Raw genomic sequence first — 16,684 nt, 5'->3', positions numbered from 1 at the left:
CATCGTGGCCCGCGCCACGTGCGGCGGCTGGCAGCGGCGCTGATGGTTTGCTCCGCATTGAGCACGGCCATGGCGGCGCCTCCGAATGCTTCCGATCCGTCATCGCGCGAGCAGCTGCTGCGCGACGGCTGCAAGGCGCTGAGCGCGCGCGTGGCCGCCATACCCGGCAAGGGTCCGGTGATGATCGGCAGCTATGAACCCGCACCGGGCGGCGAGCCGCTGCCACCGCCGCTGCAGCAATCCGCCTTCGTCTACGACAACGCGCTCGCAGGCGTGGCGCTGATTGCGTGCGGCCAGCCTGACGCCGCGCGCCGCATCGCCGATGGCGTGGCGGCGGGCGTCACGCGCGACCGGCATTACCACGACGGCCGTGTGCGCAATGCCTATCGCGCCGGCGCCGTGCCGGATGGGCCCGTGCCGATGCCGGGCTGGTGGGACGCGCCCAGCAAGCGCTGGTTCGAGGATGCCTACCAGGTCGGCACCGCTACCGGCAACGTCGCGTGGGCGGCGCTGCTGCTGCTGGCCACCTACGAATCCACGCATGAGCGCCGCTACCTCGACACTGCGGCGACGCTGATGGCCTGGATCGACAAGCAGACCTTCGGCAGCGAAAACCCGGCCGGCTATATCGGCGGCTTCTTCGGCCACGAGCCGACGCCACGGCGCCAGGGCTGGAAATCGACCGAACACAATGTCGACGCCTATGCCGCGTTCCGCTGGCTCGCGCTGCGCACCAGCGACCCGCGCTGGGACGCCGCCGCGCAGCGCGCGCGCCGCTTCGTCGAGGCGATGTGGCAGCCCGGCGAAGGCCGCTTCGTGATCGGCACGCGCGACGACGGGCGCGCGCTCAACAGCGAGCCGTCGGCACTCGATGCCTCGCTGTGGCCGCTGATCGCGGTGCCCGAGTCGGCGGCGTCATGGCGGCGCGCGCTGGACTGGGCCCGCGCGCACCACACGGTGGGCGGCGGCTATGGCTTCAAGGCGCGGCCCGACGGTGTCTGGACCGAAGGCACAGGCCAGGCCGCCCTGGTGCTGCGCGCCAGCGGCCGCGATGACGAGACCCGTCCGCTGTGGCCGCTGCTGCTGGCGCAGCGCGCGCCGTCCGGCATGCTGTTCGCCACGCCGCAAGCCCGCATCAGCACGGGTCTGTCGATCGGTCCGGATTCGACCACCGAAGACTTCTACTACTTCCACCTGCCACACCTGGGCGCGACGGCCTGGGCTGTGCTGGCGGCCGCGGGCTGGAATCCGTTCCAGCCTGGTGGCGCCTGCCCGGCCTGCAAGACCGGCACGGCACGGGCGCAGGCTTCACCCGACGACATCCGCAGGGAGTGACGATGTTCGCCTACTTTCTTGAAAACCGCATGCTGGTGGAGATCAACGCCGGCGCCTTCCTGATCGCGGTGCTGTGCCTGCGCGGCGACCGCCACCGCGCCGCCGACCGGTGGCTGTTCGGCGCGGCAGCGGCGGTCCTGCTGATCGTCTACTACATCTGGCGCTTCTCGCAGACGCTGCCCGATTGGCGCATGGATTTCCCGAGCCTGTGGGCCTATGTGTTCTTCGGCTTCGAAACCATGACGATCGCCTATACGCTGATCTCCATCGTCACGCTGACCCGCACCTCGGACCACAGCGCCGACGCCGATGCCGGCGAGGCCGCGCTGCGGCGCAACCGGCGCGCGCCGGCGGTGGACATTTTCATCGCCACCTACAACGAAGGCCTGGACGTGCTGGAGAAGACCATCGTCTCGGCGCAGGCGATCGACTACCCGAACTTCCGCGTCTGGGTGCTCGACGATACGCGCCGCGACTGGCTGAAGGACTACTGCGAGCGCGTCGGCGTCAACTACGTGACGCGGCCCGACAACGCCCACGCCAAGGCCGGCAATCTCAACAACGGCCTGCAGCACAGCTCGGCGCAGCCGGACGGCGGCGCGCCGTTCATCATGGTGCTGGACGCGGACTTCGCGCCCAACCGCAATATCCTGCTGCGCACCGTGGGCCTGTTCAAGGACGCTGAGGTCGGCGTCGTGCAGACCCCGCAGTTCTACTACAACGCCGACCCGATCCAGTACAACCTGCGCTCGACCGAATGCTGGGTCGACGAGCAGCGTGCCTTCTTCGACATCATGCAGCCCGCCAAGGACGCGTGGGGCACGGCGTTCTGCATCGGCACCTCGTTCGTGGTGCGGCGTGAAGCGCTGGAGGCCATCGGCGGTTTCCCGACCGGCACCGTCACGGAAGACATCCACCTGACATACCGGCTCATGCCGCACGGCTACGTCACGCGCTGGCTCAACGAGCGGCTGAGCGTGGGCCTGTCCGCCGAAGGCCTGCCCGAGTACATCAGCCAGCGCAGCCGCTGGGGCCTGGGCACGATCCAGGTGGCGCTGACGGCCGACGGGCCGCTGCGCGGTCGCGGCTACACGGGCTTGCAGCGCCTGCATTACATCCACGGGCTGCTGCACTGGCTCAGCCGGCCGTTCACGCTGATGCTGCTGGCCGGGCCGCTGCTGTACTGGTACCTGAATATCCCCACGCTCTACGGCGATCCGCTGCAGTTCCTGGCCTACGGCGTGCCGGCCCTGTTGATGTACTGGGCTTACAGCATCTGGGTCACCGGTTCGCGCGCGATGCCGATCTTCACGGAAGTCACGCAGATCGTCGCCGCGGCTGCGGTCACCGCGACCCTGGCCAGTGCGGTGATCAAACCCTTCGGGCGGCCCTTCAAGGTCACCAACAAGGGGCTCGACCGCTCGAAAGTGGTCGTGCACGGCAAGTTCGCAGTGCTGTATGGCGCGCTGTTCGTGCTGGCCGGCATGGGGCTGGCACGCGCCGTGGCGGCCGATGTCGACGCACAGGGCGTAGCGTTCAACATTACGTGGACCATCGTATCGATGGTGCTCTACCTAGCGTCGTTGCTGGTCTGCTTCGAGCTGCCGCGGCCGCGCAAGGAAGAGCGCTTTCCGTACCAGGCGCGTGCCCTGCTTCGGCTGCACGGCACCGATGGCACGGCACGCGAGTTCGTCGGCGTCACGCGGGATCTTTCCTGCAACGGCGCGGCGCTGCTGTGCCCGCACGCGGCCGCCGCGACGGACGGCGCCGAGGGCGCCTTCTGGCTGGCGCCATTGGGCTGGGTGCCCTGCCGCGTCGCCCGCACGCGCAAGGGGCTGATCGGCATAGCGCTGCGGCCCGACATGGCCGCACGGCACCGGCTGATCCGCCTGCTGTTCAGCGAGCCCGCCCACAACATCGCCTACCAGGGCAGCCCGCGCGTCGCCATCGCGCAGCTGCTGCGCCGCGCCTTTGCCGGCTGACCACGGATGAACTCTATGAAATCACGACAGATGCGGACCTTCTTTCCCTTGCGGCGCATTGCGGCGGCCGCGGTGCCCCTTGCCCTGGCGGCCTGCACGCTGGAGCCGACCTATCAGCGGCCCGACCAGCCGGTGCCCAATGCCTGGCCGACGGGTCCGGCCTACGTCCAGGGCACGGGCGCGCCAGGCCGGCAGGCGTCAGACAAGACCCTCGCCGAAACGCAGACGCCCGCGGCCAGCCTCGGCTGGGAAGATTTCTTCACCGATCCGCGCCTGCGCCGGCTGATCGAACTGTCGCTGGCAAATAATCGCGACCTCCGCATGGCGACACTGGCCATCGACCAGGCGCGCGCGCAGTACCGCATCCAGCGCGCGGCGCAGTTCCCGTCGATCAATGCCGGTGCCAACATGGTCGCCACGCGCGTGCCCGGCGCGTTGGTTGGGGGCGGGCAGTCATCGGTCATCCACGCCTACACCGCGGGCGTTGGCTTCAATGCCTTCGAACTGGATGTATTCGGCCGCGTGCGCAGCCTCAAGCACGAGGCGCTCGAGCAGTACCTGGCGGTGCAGGAAGTGCGCCGCAGCGCGCAGATCAGCCTGGTGGCGGAAGTCGCCAGTGCCTACCTGACGCTGCAGGCCGACAAGGAACTGCTGAAGATCTCGCAGGAGACGCTGGACGTGCAGCAGTCCGCCGTGCAGATGGTCGAGCGCAGCAAGCGTGCCGGCGGCATGGCGCAGATCGACATGCATCGCGCGCAGACGCAGCTGGAAACGGCGCGCGTGGGCGTGGAGCAGTACACACGCCAGGTCGCGCAGGACGAGAATGCACTGGCGGTGTTGATCGGTACGCAGCTGCCGCAGGACCTGCCGCCGCCGCAGCCGTTCGAGAACACCTCGTTCGTCGCCGAACTGCCGGCCGGTTTGCCGTCGGCGCTGCTCGAGCAACGGCCCGACATCATGGCTGCCGAGCACCGGCTGAGAGCGGCCAATGCCGATATCGGCGCGGCCCGTGCGGCCTTCTTCCCGAGCATTTCGCTGACAGCGGCGATCGGCGTGGCCAGCACCGCGCTGGCGGGGCTGTTCTCGAGCGGCATGGCGTGGGCGTTCGCACCGGCCATCACCATGCCGATCTTCAACGGCGGCGCCAACCAGGCCAGGCTCGATGCGTCGAAGGTGCAGAAGGACATCAACGTCGCCGCCTACGAGAAGACGATCCAGCAGGCTTTCCGCGAGGTCGCGGACGGACTCGCTGCGCGCGGGACTTACGATCGCGAAGCCGCCGCGCAGGAAACGCTCGCACGAGAGATCGGCGAGACGCGGCGCCTGTCGGAAATGCGGTTTCGCAATGGCGTGGATGACTACTTCCCGGTGTTCGATGCGCAGCGCCAGCTTTATTCGGCGCAGCAGTCGTTGGTCACCATCCGGCTGGCGCGGCTGACCAGTCGTGTTGATCTCTACAAGGCGCTTGGCGGCGGCTGGTCGCAGCGCACGGCAACGGCGCAAGCCGCGCCTGCGCAATCGGCAAGGCCAGCGTCCGCGCCCGCTGGCACGACGGCCAGTGCGGGCACGGCTTCGCGGTAGCCGGCATATTCAGGCAGGACAATGCAAAACGGGCACCGGCGACAGTCGCCGGTGCCCGCCGTTGCAAATGAGCGGTCTCGCTATCTGACGCGATCTCAATAGCGCGGAGCCGTTGACGATGTGCCGCCCGAGGTAGCGCCACTCGATGTAGCCCCGCCCGATGTGGAACGCGGGGCGGTGCCGTACCCTGAGCGACCGGTATCCGAGACGGAGCCCGAACCTGTCACGGTGCCCGTACCGGCACCGGAACCTGAAGCCGTGCCGGTTGCGCTGCAGCCCGCCAGCGCGCCAAGGGTGGTCGCCACCATCATGCAGATCAGTATCTTCTTGCTCATGCTTTCCTCCATCTGAGCCGTTGCCAATCGGCACCGCAGGCCAGCCTTCAGCCGGGCCTGTTCTCCAAGCCGGTCCTGCTTGGCACAGGCAACTGCCATACCAACGCAGGAAGACCGGCCTATGTGCACTGTCTTGCCTTTTCGGTGTCAGGTTATGCTCGGGCACGCAACGTAATTACTGCTTTCAATGTAGAAAATGCATCATCTGGCGACACCCCTCACTGTAAAAGCGCAGAGAGGCGATCTTCCGTACCGCGAGTTCGTTATGTCCGTTGCATCGTGATCAAGACCGCTTCGGCGGCGATGCGGCATGAGCAACGCGACGAGGCCGCCGGATGCACTACTATGCCCAACTGAATCGGGTAGGAAAGAACCAGCGAGGCAACATGAATTCCGCAGACGACGAACGCGCCATCCGTGAACTGGTGCAGAACTGGTTCTCCGCCAGCCAGCGCGGCGATACCAACACGGTGTTGAGCCTGATGACCGACGACGTCGTCTTCATGGTTCCCGGACAGGAGCCCTTCGGCAAGGCCGCTTTTGCGCAAGCGGCCGCGGGGATGAAGTCGGTGCAGATGCAGGGCCGCTATGACATTCGGGAAGTGCAGGTGATGGGGGATTGGGCTTACCTGCGGAATTTCATCGAACTGACGGTGACGCCGCCCGGTGGTCAGGCCGTGCACCGCTCGGGCTATACACTCACGGTGCTGCGCAGGGAGGCAGATGGCAAGTGGCGGCTTTGCCGGGATGCCAATTTGCTTGCGGGGTGAGATTTGGTGGGGGCGCTGGTAATGAATCTGCAGGCTCTCCGACAATGATTGAACCAGCCCCGAAACTGTCCGTGGCCCGATACTGCGAGCGCTGTCGCACCAGCGCCTTCGGCTGCTGCGCGGCTCAGTAGCGGGCATGCGGGGCATGCACTAACGGCGCTGGCCCGGTGTACGTGCAACCCCCACAACAAACTCCCCGTCCAGCCCTTCCGCCGCATTGCGTACCCGCACCAGCGGCGGCGCGCTGCCCGCAATCGGATCCTGCGCGTTCACCCGCGTCGGCACCCCGCGCGCGCGGTACGCCGGATGGTTGCCCAGCACTTCGCGATTGAGCGCATCGCTGAAGTAGAGCTGGCTGGTCAGCACTTCGGCATTTCCCATCAGCACCTTGAAATGGATGTGCACGGCGCGTGGCCGGTACCAGCCGGGATAGATTTTGACGAAGTTGGCTGCGCCATCGGCGCCGGTCCGTTGCACCCCGCGCAAGAAACGCGTGGCATCGCGCGGTCCCTCTTCTCCGCTGTAACTGCCCTGAGCATCGCAATGCCAGATGCTGACCAGCGCGCCCGGGACTGCGGCACAGCCACGGTCCGCGTCGACAAGGAGCAGCCGCAGGCGCAGCGGCTGGCCAGGACGGCCGTCGCGGATGTCACTGCGCACCTGCGCATCGCCGAGATAAAACGGTCCTTCAGTCGCAGCAGTAGTCAGCAGGCACGCAGCCGGCGCGCTCTGCGCCGCGCCCGCTGCGGGTGTCACGCTTGCCATGGCGGCCAGGCCTCCAAGCTCGCGAAGGAAATGGCGGCGGGTGGTCGTGACGGGACGGTCGGGAGGCGATGTGCTCATGTGAAGCTCCCCTCGGACATTCTCACACCAGTCTATGCGCCCGAAGATTCAGACTGAAGCCCCCGTGGGGCACGGATACAGGGCCTTGAAAGTCTGCCGCTCTCCTCTGAGCGCTGGCCGGCCCCACTTCTATACTGAGCTTACGAGCGTGCGAAACGCCCCGCGTGAGCCGGCATCACCACACGCCCGGCGACGATGTACGCGTCGACTCACATTTTTCCCCGGGATTCCGGCAAGGAGAATGTCATGGACAACCATCAAGGACAACTCGTCTCTACGCTGAACCACCTCATCGAAGTCGGCAAGGATGGCGAACTCAGTTGCATGACCGGTGCCAAGGAAGTGGACAACGCCGAGATGCGCGGCATCCTGGCGGGCACCGCCGAAACCTGCCGCCACTCCGTGACCGAATTGCAGGCCCTGGTAAGTGCCCTGGGCGCCGTGCCGCGCGACCGCGGCACCATGACGGGCACGATGCATCGCGCCTGGATGGGCGTGATGCACATCATCGCCCCGCACAACGATGACGCGGTGCTGCAGTTGTGCGAACGCGAGGAAGAAGCCGCCACGCGCGAGTACCGCTCGGCGCTGATGAAGGACATGCCCGAGGAAATCCGCTCGGTGGTCCTGCGCCAGTACGAGGGCATGCAGAAGCATCACGAACGCATCCACGCCATGCGTGGCATGCAGATTCACTGACGCGCGCAGCTGCTACGCCGCGGCCGCCTCTTCGCGCAGGCGGCGGGCTTCGTCGCGCAGGAACTGCTGGTAGTCGTCCAGGTCGCCGTCGAAGGGCTCGACGCCGCCCTTGGTGACCAGCCAGAACTCGTCGCACACCGCGCGCAGCAGCGCGCGGTCGTGGCTGACCAGCATCACGGTGCCTTCGAATTCGTTGAGCGCCATGCCCAGCGCTTCGCGGGTCGACAGGTCAAGGTGGTTGGTCGGCTCGTCGAGCAGCAGCAGGTTGGGGCGCTGCCACACGATCATGCACAACACCAGCCGCGCCTTTTCGCCGCCGCTCATCGTGCCGACCGCCTGGTGGACCATGTCGCCCGTGAAGTTGAAGGTGCCGAGGAAGGTGCGAAGGGATTGCTCGGTGCCACTCTGGCCGGGCGCGCGCAAATGCGGCGGCGTGTCCTTGGCCAGGCGGATCATGTGTTCCATCGGCGTGTCGAGCGGGCGCAGCACGTCGAGTTCCTGCTGGGCGAAATAGCCGATATTCAGGCCCTTGCCTTCGCTGATCTCGCCGGCAATCGGCGCCAGCGCGTGCGCCACCGTCTTCACCAGCGTGGACTTGCCCTGGCCGTTGGCGCCCAGGATGCCGATGCGCTGCCCCGCCATCACGGAACGGTTGATGCCCCGCACGATGACCGTAGGCGGCGTGCCCGGCAGTGCGCCGGCCGGCGCGGGGTAGCCAAAGGTTGCGTCCAGCATCGACAACAGCGGGTTCGGGACGTTGAGCGGCTCCTTGAACTCGAAGTTGAACTCTGCGTCGGCAAGCACCGGTGCAATTTTCTCCATGCGTTCAAGCGCCTTGACCCGGCTCTGCGCCTGCTTCGCCTTCGAGGCCTTGGCCTTGAAACGGTCGATGAATTTCTGCAGGTGCGCGATCTTGTCCGCCTGCTTTGCCATCGCGGCCTGCTGCAGGACGAGCTGCTCGGCGCGCATGTCTTCGAACTTGCTGTAGTTGCCGCCATAACGCACGAGCTTGGCGTTGTCGACGTGCACCGTCACCTGCGTCACCGCGTCGAGGAATTCGCGGTCGTGGCTGATCACGACCATGGTTCCCTGGTAGCGCTTGAGCCACGCCTCCAGCCAGACCAGCGCGTCGAGGTCCAGGTGATTGGTCGGTTCGTCCAGCAGCAGCAGGTCGGACGGGCACATGAGCGCGCGTGCCAGTTGCAGCCGCATGCGCCAGCCGCCGGAGAAGCTGTTGACCGGCTGGTCAAGCTGCGCGGCACTGAAGCCAAGGCCCAGGATCAGCGCCTGGGCACGTGCGGGGGCATCGTGTGCGCCGGCATCGTGCAGGGCCATGTAGGCGTGCGCCATGCGCATGCCGTCGTCGCTGGCCTCGGCGGCGGCGACTTCGGCCTGTGCGGCCAGCAGCACGGTGTCGCCTTCGACGACGAAGTCGGTCGCGCTCTGTTCGGTCTCCGGCATGTCCTGCGCGACCTGGCCCATCCTCCATGCCGCGGGAATCGAGAACTCGCCGCTGTCTTCGTGCAGCGTGCCGTTGAGCAGGCCGAAGAAAGACGACTTGCCGGCGCCATTGCGGCCGACCAGACCGATCTTTTCGCCGGGGTTGAAGGTGGCCGACGCGCGGTCGAGCACGACATTGACGCCACGGCGCAGCGTGACATTACGGACGGAAATCATAGGGAACGGCTTCAGGGAGGATTGGCATGATAGCCGAGCGGGAGTGCCGCGCCGTCTCTTTCCGGCGCAGCGGGCTTTGACCCGGCCGCGCGCCGTTTTCAACGGGGCGGCGACGTCGCAGTGAATGCGCGATGGTCAACCGAAAAAAAACCGGCACCCGAGAGTGCCGGCCTTTTCATGACGCTGCGCGATCGCGCAGCACCATCTCAGCGGTCCGATCAGTCTTCCAGCTTCGGCAGCGAAGCGCTGACCGACGACGACAGCAGCCCCGTCTTCGCATACGTCTGCAGCTTCTCGCGGGTATCCACGATATCCAGCGTGCGCATGGTCAGCTGGCCGATGCGATCCAGCGGGGTGAACATCGACTCGCCCTTTTCCATGGTCAGACGTTCCGGCTTGTAGGTCAGGTTCGGCGAGGTGGTGTTGACGATCGAGTAGTCGTTGCCGCGGCGCAGTTCGATGGTGACTTCGCCGGTGACGGCGCCCGCCACCCAGCGCTGCGCGGTTTCGCGCAGCATGATGGCCTGCGGGTCGAACCAGCGGCCCTGGTACAGCAGGCGGCCCAGGCGGCGGCCGTTGTCGCGGTACTGCTCGATGGTGTCTTCGTTGTGGATGCCGGTGATCAGGCGCTCGTAGGCGATGAACAGCAGCGCCAGGCCCGGGGCTTCGTAGATGCCGCGGCTCTTGGCTTCGATGATGCGGTTTTCGATCTGGTCGCTCATGCCCAGGCCATGGCGGCCGCCGATGCGGTTGGCTTCCATGAACAGGTCGACGGCGTTGGCGAAGGTCTTGCCGTTCAGCGCGACCGGCTGGCCTTCTTCGAAGCGCACGGTGACTTCCTCGCGCTTGACTTCGACGTCATCGCGCCAGAACTGCACGCCCATGATCGGCTGGACGATGCGGATGCCCGAATCCAGGTGCTCCAGGTCCTTGGCCTCGTGGGTCGCTCCCAGCATGTTCGAATCGGTGGAGTACGCCTTCTCGGCCGACATCTTGTAGTCGAAGCCGTTCTGGCGCATGAATTCCGACATCTCGGCACGGCCGCCCAGTTCGTCGATGAACTGCTGGTCCAGCCACGGCTTGTAGATCTGCAAGCCGGGGTTGGTCAGCAGGCCGTAGCGGTAGAAACGCTCGATGTCGTTGCCCTTGAACGTGCTGCCATCGCCCCAGATATTGACGCCATCTTCCTTCATCGCGGCAACCAGCATGGTGCCGGTGACGGCACGGCCGATCGGGGTCGTGTTGAAGTAGGTGATGCCGGCGGTCGAAATGTGGAAGGCACCGCACTGCAGCGCGGCAATCCCTTCGGCGACCAGCTGGGTGCGGCAGTCGACCAGGCGGGCTTCCTCGGCGCCGTAGGCCTTGGCGCGGCGCGGGATGTCGTCGTAGTCCGGCTCGTCCGGCTGGCCCAGGTTGGCGGTGTAGGCGTACGGGACGGCGCCCTTCTGGCGCATCCAGAGAAGCGCCGCGCTGGTGTCCAGGCCGCCAGAGAACGCAATGCCGACGCGCTGGCCGGAGGGAATGTGCTGAAGGATGGTAGTCATCGCCAGTAAATCTATGTGAATTTGTCGGCTCTTGGAGCGGCTTTCGGCCGGGGCCGGAAGCACGGGGACTGCGGCCGAGCCGAGTCGCGTGCCGAGTCAGGTGCCGCTCGGGTCCAAAGGCGAATTGTGACACGGCAGCGGGCTGACGCCAAACCCGGCGTCGGCAAAGGCCATGCCGGAGCGTTCAAAACTGGCGAACGCCCCATTAAAAACTCTCGACTGGATTGGCCTCGGAGCCCCTCCCTATACTGCGCCGCATTGTCTGGCGAATGCGGAGTTGTCATGCTTGAACGCGCCCTTGAAGGCGTCCGGGTCCTCGACCTGTCGCGCATCCTGGCCGGTCCCTGGTGCACCCAGAACCTGGCCGACCTTGGCGCCGAGGTGACCAAGGTCGAACACCCGGAGCGCGGCGACGATACGCGCGGCTGGGGCCCGCCCTACCTGCACGCGGCCGACGGCAGCGACGCGCGGCTGTCCGCCTACTTCATCAGCTGCAACCGCGGCAAGCGCTCGGTAGCGATCGACTACAGCACGCCCGAGGGGGCCGCGCACGTGCGCGAACTGGCCCGCCAGGCCGACGTGCTGGTGGAGAACTACAAGGTCGGCACGTTGCGGCGCTACGGGCTGGACTACGACAGCCTCAAGGCGATCAACCCGCGGCTGGTCTACCTGTCGATCACCGGCTTCGGCCAGGACGGCCCGATGGCCGACAAGCCCGGCTACGACTACGTGTTCCAGGGCATGGGCGGGCTCATGAGCTATACCGGCCAGCCCGACGGCAGCCCGGGCGCCGGCCCGCTGCGCACGGGCGTGGCGGTAGTGGACCTGAGCACCGGCATGTACGCGACCTCCGCCGTGCTGGCGGCGCTGTACCAGCGCCAGGCCAGCGGCGCCGGCCAGCACCTGGACATCGCGCTGCTCGACGTGGCGGTGGCGCTCAACGCCAACCAGGGCGCCAACTACCTGGTGTCCGGCCAGAACCCGCAGCGCAGCGGCAATGCGCATCCCAATTGCGCGCCGTATGAAGTGTTCCGCTGCGCCGATGGCTACCTGATCCTCGCCATCGGCAACGATGGCCAGTTCGCCCGCTTCTGCACGGTGGCCGGCATGCCGGAGCTGGCACAGGATGCGCGCTACACCACCAATTCCGCTCGCATCGAGCACCTGCCGCAACTGCGCGCATTGCTGACGGAGATCTTCCCGACGCGCACGCGCAGCGCATGGACCGATGCATTCGACGCCGCCGGCGTGCCGTGGGGGCCAATCCACACGATGGAAGAGGTGTTCGCGCATCCGCAGGTGCGCCACCGCGGGCTGCAGCAAATGGCCGAGCACCCGGTGATGGGCACCGTGCCGATGGTGCGCAACCCGATGCTGGCCGGCCAGAGCGGACCGCTGCAGCCGCCGCCCTTGCAGGGCGAGCACACCGCGGCGGCATGACGCCATCGCGCCCATATAGAACCGATACCTCTGACACGGAGACATCCCATGAAACCCACCCTTACCGCTGCGGCCCTGCTGGCCGCTCTTGGCCTGGCCAGCACCGCGCAGGCCGCCTGGCCAGAACGCCCGATCAAGCTGATCGTGCCTTACGCGGCCGGCGGCACCACCGACATCATCGCCCGCATCGTCGGCACGCGGCTGGGCCCGGTGATCGGCCAGCCCGTGGTCGTGGAAAACCGCCCGGGCGCCGGCGGCGCGGTGGGCAGTGCCTACGCGGCCAAGCAATCGCCCGATGGCTATACGCTCGTGATGGAGGTGGAGAGCTCGCACGCGGTGAACCCCAACGTGTACCTGAAGACCGCCTATGACCCGGTGAAGGACTTCGATCCGATCAGCAACCTGGCCGACGTGCCCAACGTGCTGGTCGTGTACCCCGCCTTCCCGGCCGCCGACCTGGCGGCGTTCATCAAGCTGCTGAAGGCCAACCCGGGCAAGTATTCTTTCGGGTCGTCCGGCAACGGCGGCCTGAGCCACATGAACGGCGAACTGTTCATGAACGAGACCGGCACGCGCATGCTGCATGTGCCGTACAAGGGCCTGGGCCCGGCGCTCAATGACGCGGTGGCGGGCCAGATCCAGGTCGTGTTCGACAATATCCCCTCCTCGTCCGGACTGATCCAGGGCGGCAAGCTCAAGCCGCTGGCCGTGGCGGCGAAGCATCGGCTGAAGGTGCTGCCGAACGTGCCGACCTATGCCGAAGCCGGCCTGGGCACCATGAACAACCCGTCGTGGTTTGGCCTCGGCGCGCCCGCGGGCACCCCGGCCCCGATCCTCGACAAGCTCAACGATGCCGTGCGCCAGGTGCTGGCCGAGCCGGAAGTGATCAGCGCCATCGAGAAGCAGGGCGCGATGCCGGCATGGACCTCGCGCAAGGCCTTCGCCGACCTGATCCGCGCGCAGAACGCGCACTGGAAGAAGGTGGTCGAGGACATCCACTTCACCAAGCTGCAATAAGGAACGCATCATCATGAGCGCACACGCATCCCACGCCACCCCCGCATCGCTTGCGCACGCCGGCGTCGAGATCGACGAACGCGGCGTTGCCACGCTGACCATCCGCGAAGCGGGCTCGCTGAATATCCTCGGCACGCCGGTGATCGCGGACCTGACCCGCGCGATCGGCGCGCTGGCCGCCAACGACGCCGTGCGCGTGCTGGTGGTGCGCGGCGCGGGCGAGAAGGGCTTTATCGGCGGCGCCGACATCAAGGAGATGGCGGCGCTGACGCGCGCAAGCGCCGAGGTCTTCATCAGCGGCCTGCGCGGCCTGTGCGACGCGCTGCGGCATTTCCCGGCACCGGTGATCGCGCGCATGCCGGGCTGGTGCCTGGGCGGCGGACTGGAACTGGCGCTGGCCTGCGACCTGCGCATTGCGGCGGATAACGCTCAACTGGGCATGCCCGAGGTCAAGGTCGGCATTCCGTCCGTGATCCACGCCGCGCTGATGCCGCGGCTGGTCGGCAACGCCCGCGCCAACTGGATGCTGCTGACTGGAGAACTGTGCGGCGCGGAACAAGCGCTGTCGTGGGGCCTGGTGAATCGCGTGGTGCCGCTGGCCGAACTCGACGCGGAAGTCGAGCGCGTCGCGGCGCTGTTCGCCGGCTTTGGCCCGCAGGTGGTGCGCCAGCAGAAGCGCCTGCTGCGCGAATGGGAGGAAGCCCCGCTCGATGTCTCGATCGACAACAGCGTGACGGAGTTCGGCCGCGCGTTCGATACCGGCGAGCCGCAGCATCACATGGCGACGTTCCTCAACCGCAAGCGGTGATCCTCGCGATCGTTACGGTGCGGTCACCGCGACCGCACCGCCTTCGCGCGTGGCCGCCACGCGCGGGTCGTTGAGCAGGAACTGCACGAATGCGGCGGCAAACCCGGGCAGCTTGCCATCGGCGCGCACGATCAGGTTGAGTTCGCGCAGCGCCCAGGGCTCGGCCAGCCGCACGCCCACCACACGCGCGTCGCGCAGCGCCGCCGCCGCGACGCTGCGCGGCACCAGCGCCACCCCGACACCCGCCTCCGCCAGCGACAGCACCGCGTCGAAACTGTGCGCATGCAGGCGCACGTTGGGGCTCTTGCCCGCGCGCTGCGCCATGTCGCGCAGGAACAGGAAGTTGCTGCTGGTGCGGCTCATGCACACGAAGTCGAACGCCAGCGACGCGCCGAAGCGCACCTCCGCCTCGCGCGCGAGCGGATGGTCCGCGGCTACGGCCAGGATCAGCTCGTCGACGGCATAGCGGACCGAGCGCACGCCAGTCGTGTCGAAGTCGCCGGCAAGAATGCCCACGTCCGCTTCGTGCGCGGCCACCGCCGTCAGGATGGACTGGCTCGCGCGTTCCTCCAGGTCGATATTCACGTCCCGGTTCGCCGCCAGGAAGCGGCTCACGCTGGGGATGATGAAACCATTGAGCGAACTGCTGTTGGCCAGCAGGCGGATGTGGCCCTTGAGGCCGGCGGAAAATCGCCCGACCTCGCCATGCATGCGCTCCACGCCCAGCAGCAGTTCACGCACGTGCACCAGCAGCGTCTCGCCAGCCGGGGTCAGCTCCATGCCGCGCGCATAGCGCACGAACAACGGCGTCCCCATCGCATGTTCCAGGTTCTTCAGCCGGTAACTCGCGGCCGAGGCCGTGATGTGCGTGGCCGACGCACCGCCGGACAGGCTTTGTGCATCGGCAATCGCCTGGAACAGGCGCAGGTCGGTGAGTTCGTAACGCAATGCAACCCCATTTGTCGGTTGGTGGCCGCCGTGCCAGATTGGAATGCGAGAGCGGCGGCGCGGCCATTCTATGTCATGGCACCGACGGCGGCGCACGGCCTCGGCAAGGCGACGTGGACGTCGTCCACTTTCTTTGCTAAGGTATTGTGGACGGCGTACACAAACGCAGTGTCGCCGCTCCCGACCGGTGCCGCGGGCCCGGTTCCAGACTGTTCCAGACTGTTCCAGACTGATTTCCAAGGCTGTCCGCCAGGACCGCCACACCAGGAGATGTCCATGCTAGTCCAGCCTTATCTGTTCTTCGAAGGCCGTTGCGAGGAAGCACTGGAGTTCTACAAAAAGACGATCGGCGCCCAGCCCGGCATGCTGATGCGATTCAAGGACAACCCCGAAAAAGACAAGGCCGGCGCCGGCGAAGGCTGCGGCCCCACGGCCGCCATGGATGACAAGGTCATGCACGCCGAGTTCACCATCGGCGACAGCCGCATCATGGTGTCCGACGGCCGCTGCAGCGGGAAGCCGAATTTCGAGGGCGTGGCCCTGTCGATCACCTACGACGATGCATCCGCCCTGGAAAAGGCGTTCAACGGCCTGAACGACGGCGGCCAGGTCATGATGCCGCTCACCCAGACCTTCTTCGCCGAGAAATTCGGCATGGTGACCGACCGCTTCGGCGTGCTCTGGATGCTGATCAAGCCTGCAGCCCATCACTAAGGCGCCAGCCGGTGGGTAGATCCGGAAGGACCCCGGCGCCTGGCCTCGCTTACAATGCGCGGCTCGGCGCCCTTGCCGGAGATGAAGCCGGAGACACACGCCCATGGATGACCACCTCATAGAACTGGAAATCAAGCTCGCCTTCCAGGAAGACCTGCTCGAAACGCTGAACCTGACCGTCGCGCGCCAACAGCAGCAGCTGGACCTGCTCCAGGAGCAGTTCCGCGCGCTCTACCAGCAGGTGCACAGCGCCGCGTCGACAGCGGCCGAGTCCAACCCGCAGCACGAAATCCCCCCGCACTACTGAACCCGAAGCCGTGACACGGCAACAGCGTTGCCCGTGCGCCGGAACGTTGCCGTGCCGATCCGTGTCTGACAGGCACCTGCAGACAATGTTGCGCCAATGCGCGCCCATCGCCACATGCGCCTTCATCGACGCTTTCTTCCTCGCCACCTGATACTCGCTGCGGCGGCCCTTGCCGTGGCCACCGCCGCCCACGCCGGCTACAACATCTGGACCGGCGATTACACCTTTACCAGGCAGGAGCTGCAGCAGGCCGTGGACAAGCGCTTTCCGGCCACGCTGCGCTATGCGCAGGTGGTCAGCGTGCAGCTCACCAACCCGCGCCTGGTGATGGACGACGCCAATAACCGCATCACCACGCAGATGGATGCCCAGCTCACCAATGGGCTGGCCGCGTCGCCGCCGGTCAACGGCACGCTCTCGCTGAACAGTGGCCTGCGCTACGACAGGACCCAACGCGCCGTGCTGCTGGACAACCCCACGGTGCAGGACGTGCAGGTGCAAGGCATGGCGCTGTACAGGGAGCAGCTCAATGCCATTGGCGCCGTGGTCGCCCAGCAGTTGCTGAAGGATTACCCGATCTACACGTTCAGGCCGGACGAATTGCGCTTCGGCGGCAAGGAAGTCGAGCCCGGCGCGATCAAGGTGGAACCCGACGGCATCCGCGTCGAGGTGAAGGACCGATAA

Annotated in this window: 16 protein-coding genes; 11 read left to right on the top strand and 5 right to left on the bottom strand. The window is 66.8% G+C overall.

Annotated features, from left to right (window positions below; genetic code table 11):
* Positions 1–42: 42 nt before the first annotated feature.
* From ACIGJC_RS16085 to ACIGJC_RS16075, 3 genes are read left to right on the top strand one after another with little or no spacing between them, the layout of a single operon-like run.
* On the top strand, positions 43–1,335 hold the full coding sequence (locus tag ACIGJC_RS16085) for a hypothetical protein (RefSeq protein WP_483714433.1): 1,293 nt from the start codon (positions 43–45) through the stop codon (positions 1,333–1,335).
* A 2-nt stretch (positions 1,336–1,337) separates the two neighbouring features.
* Positions 1,338–3,317, top strand: a complete 1,980-nt coding sequence (locus tag ACIGJC_RS16080; protein ID WP_483712946.1) for a glycosyltransferase — start codon at positions 1,338–1,340, stop codon at positions 3,315–3,317.
* Positions 3,318–3,332: 15 nt separating this feature from the next.
* The gene (locus tag ACIGJC_RS16075; protein ID WP_483712944.1) at positions 3,333–4,898 is read left to right on the top strand and encodes an efflux transporter outer membrane subunit; all 1,566 of its coding nucleotides are present in this window, start codon (positions 3,333–3,335) and stop codon (positions 4,896–4,898) included.
* Between the two features lie 95 nt (positions 4,899–4,993).
* On the opposite strand, the gene ACIGJC_RS16070 is transcribed toward ACIGJC_RS16075, so the two are convergent.
* Positions 4,994–5,233: a hypothetical protein gene (locus tag ACIGJC_RS16070; protein ID WP_483712942.1), complete on the bottom strand. Its 240-nt coding sequence runs from the start codon at positions 5,231–5,233 to the stop codon at positions 4,994–4,996.
* 386 nt (positions 5,234–5,619) lie between these two features.
* Here ACIGJC_RS16070 and ACIGJC_RS16065 point away from each other — a divergent pair, with 386 nt between their 5' ends.
* Positions 5,620–6,003, top strand: a complete 384-nt coding sequence (locus ACIGJC_RS16065; protein ID WP_483714432.1) for a YybH family protein — start codon at positions 5,620–5,622, stop codon at positions 6,001–6,003.
* Between the two features lie 150 nt (positions 6,004–6,153).
* Here the strand turns inward: ACIGJC_RS16065 and ACIGJC_RS16060 are convergent, their stop codons facing one another.
* Positions 6,154–6,846, bottom strand: coding sequence for a dioxygenase family protein (locus ACIGJC_RS16060; RefSeq protein WP_483712940.1), 693 nt, complete (start codon positions 6,844–6,846; stop codon positions 6,154–6,156).
* A 246-nt stretch (positions 6,847–7,092) separates the two neighbouring features.
* On the opposite strand from ACIGJC_RS16060, the gene ACIGJC_RS16055 reads away from it, so the two are divergent.
* Positions 7,093–7,545: a PA2169 family four-helix-bundle protein gene (locus tag ACIGJC_RS16055; RefSeq protein ID WP_483712938.1), complete on the top strand. Its 453-nt coding sequence runs from the start codon at positions 7,093–7,095 to the stop codon at positions 7,543–7,545.
* A gap of 12 nt (positions 7,546–7,557) precedes the next feature.
* Here ACIGJC_RS16055 and ACIGJC_RS16050 read toward each other — a convergent pair whose 3' ends face one another.
* Both ACIGJC_RS16050 and argG read right to left on the bottom strand, forming a co-directional pair.
* Positions 7,558–9,222 carry an ABC-F family ATP-binding cassette domain-containing protein gene (locus ACIGJC_RS16050; RefSeq protein WP_483712936.1) on the bottom strand — a complete coding sequence of 555 codons (1,665 nt, stop codon included), beginning with the start codon at positions 9,220–9,222 and terminating at the stop codon, positions 7,558–7,560.
* Positions 9,223–9,440: 218 nt separating this feature from the next.
* Complete coding sequence (gene argG / locus ACIGJC_RS16045) at positions 9,441–10,766, bottom strand: argininosuccinate synthase (RefSeq protein ID WP_483712934.1); 1,326 nt, start codon at positions 10,764–10,766, stop codon at positions 9,441–9,443.
* A gap of 282 nt (positions 10,767–11,048) precedes the next feature.
* Here argG and ACIGJC_RS16040 point away from each other — a divergent pair, with 282 nt between their 5' ends.
* Genes ACIGJC_RS16040 through ACIGJC_RS16030 form a run of 3 tightly spaced genes read left to right on the top strand, consistent with a single transcriptional unit; the run spans position 11,049 to position 14,031 of the window.
* On the top strand, positions 11,049–12,206 hold the full coding sequence (locus ACIGJC_RS16040) for a CaiB/BaiF CoA transferase family protein (protein WP_483712932.1): 1,158 nt from the start codon (positions 11,049–11,051) through the stop codon (positions 12,204–12,206).
* 48 nt (positions 12,207–12,254) lie between these two features.
* Positions 12,255–13,223: a Bug family tripartite tricarboxylate transporter substrate binding protein gene (locus ACIGJC_RS16035; RefSeq protein ID WP_483712930.1), complete on the top strand. Its 969-nt coding sequence runs from the start codon at positions 12,255–12,257 to the stop codon at positions 13,221–13,223.
* Positions 13,224–13,236: 13 nt separating this feature from the next.
* Positions 13,237–14,031, top strand: a complete 795-nt coding sequence (locus ACIGJC_RS16030; protein ID WP_483712928.1) for an enoyl-CoA hydratase — start codon at positions 13,237–13,239, stop codon at positions 14,029–14,031.
* Positions 14,032–14,043: 12 nt separating this feature from the next.
* Here ACIGJC_RS16030 and ACIGJC_RS16025 read toward each other — a convergent pair whose 3' ends face one another.
* The gene (locus ACIGJC_RS16025; protein WP_483712926.1) at positions 14,044–14,979 is read right to left on the bottom strand and encodes a LysR family transcriptional regulator; all 936 of its coding nucleotides are present in this window, start codon (positions 14,977–14,979) and stop codon (positions 14,044–14,046) included.
* A 276-nt stretch (positions 14,980–15,255) separates the two neighbouring features.
* On the opposite strand from ACIGJC_RS16025, the gene ACIGJC_RS16020 reads away from it, so the two are divergent.
* From ACIGJC_RS16020 to ACIGJC_RS16010, 3 genes are all read left to right on the top strand, one after another.
* Positions 15,256–15,693: a VOC family protein gene (locus tag ACIGJC_RS16020; RefSeq protein ID WP_483712924.1), complete on the top strand. Its 438-nt coding sequence runs from the start codon at positions 15,256–15,258 to the stop codon at positions 15,691–15,693.
* 103 nt (positions 15,694–15,796) lie between these two features.
* Complete coding sequence (locus ACIGJC_RS16015) at positions 15,797–16,000, top strand: SlyX family protein (RefSeq protein ID WP_483712922.1); 204 nt, start codon at positions 15,797–15,799, stop codon at positions 15,998–16,000.
* Positions 16,001–16,114: 114 nt separating this feature from the next.
* Entirely contained in the window at positions 16,115–16,684 is a 570-nt protein-coding gene (locus tag ACIGJC_RS16010; protein WP_483712920.1) for a DUF1439 domain-containing protein, read from the top strand.

The organism is Cupriavidus sp. C3SS-1, from assembly GCF_057073755.1.
This window is presented reverse-complemented; position numbering and strand designations above follow the sequence as displayed.

Bases quoted from the DNA above. Each gene is read 5' to 3' on its own strand.
- ACIGJC_RS16030 (WP_483712928.1), top strand. From the start codon at position 13,237: ATGAGCGCACACGCATCCCACGCCACCCCCGCATCGCTTGCGCACGCC.
- ACIGJC_RS16075 (WP_483712944.1), top strand. From the start codon at position 3,333: ATGAAATCACGACAGATGCGGACCTTCTTTCCCTTGCGGCGCATTGCG.
- ACIGJC_RS16065 (WP_483714432.1), top strand. From the start codon at position 5,620: ATGAATTCCGCAGACGACGAACGCGCCATCCGTGAACTGGTGCAGAAC.
- ACIGJC_RS16015 (WP_483712922.1), top strand. From the start codon at position 15,797: ATGGATGACCACCTCATAGAACTGGAAATCAAGCTCGCCTTCCAGGAA.
- ACIGJC_RS16050 (WP_483712936.1), bottom strand. From the start codon at position 9,222: ATGATTTCCGTCCGTAATGTCACGCTGCGCCGTGGCGTCAATGTCGTG.
- ACIGJC_RS16040 (WP_483712932.1), top strand. From the start codon at position 11,049: ATGCTTGAACGCGCCCTTGAAGGCGTCCGGGTCCTCGACCTGTCGCGC.
- ACIGJC_RS16020 (WP_483712924.1), top strand. From the start codon at position 15,256: ATGCTAGTCCAGCCTTATCTGTTCTTCGAAGGCCGTTGCGAGGAAGCA.
- ACIGJC_RS16060 (WP_483712940.1), bottom strand. From the start codon at position 6,846: ATGAGCACATCGCCTCCCGACCGTCCCGTCACGACCACCCGCCGCCAT.
- ACIGJC_RS16085 (WP_483714433.1), top strand. From the start codon at position 43: ATGGTTTGCTCCGCATTGAGCACGGCCATGGCGGCGCCTCCGAATGCT.
- ACIGJC_RS16035 (WP_483712930.1), top strand. From the start codon at position 12,255: ATGAAACCCACCCTTACCGCTGCGGCCCTGCTGGCCGCTCTTGGCCTG.
- ACIGJC_RS16070 (WP_483712942.1), bottom strand. From the start codon at position 5,233: ATGAGCAAGAAGATACTGATCTGCATGATGGTGGCGACCACCCTTGGC.
- argG (WP_483712934.1), bottom strand. From the start codon at position 10,766: ATGACTACCATCCTTCAGCACATTCCCTCCGGCCAGCGCGTCGGCATT.
- ACIGJC_RS16055 (WP_483712938.1), top strand. From the start codon at position 7,093: ATGGACAACCATCAAGGACAACTCGTCTCTACGCTGAACCACCTCATC.
- ACIGJC_RS16080 (WP_483712946.1), top strand. From the start codon at position 1,338: ATGTTCGCCTACTTTCTTGAAAACCGCATGCTGGTGGAGATCAACGCC.
- ACIGJC_RS16010 (WP_483712920.1), top strand. From the start codon at position 16,115: ATGCGCCTTCATCGACGCTTTCTTCCTCGCCACCTGATACTCGCTGCG.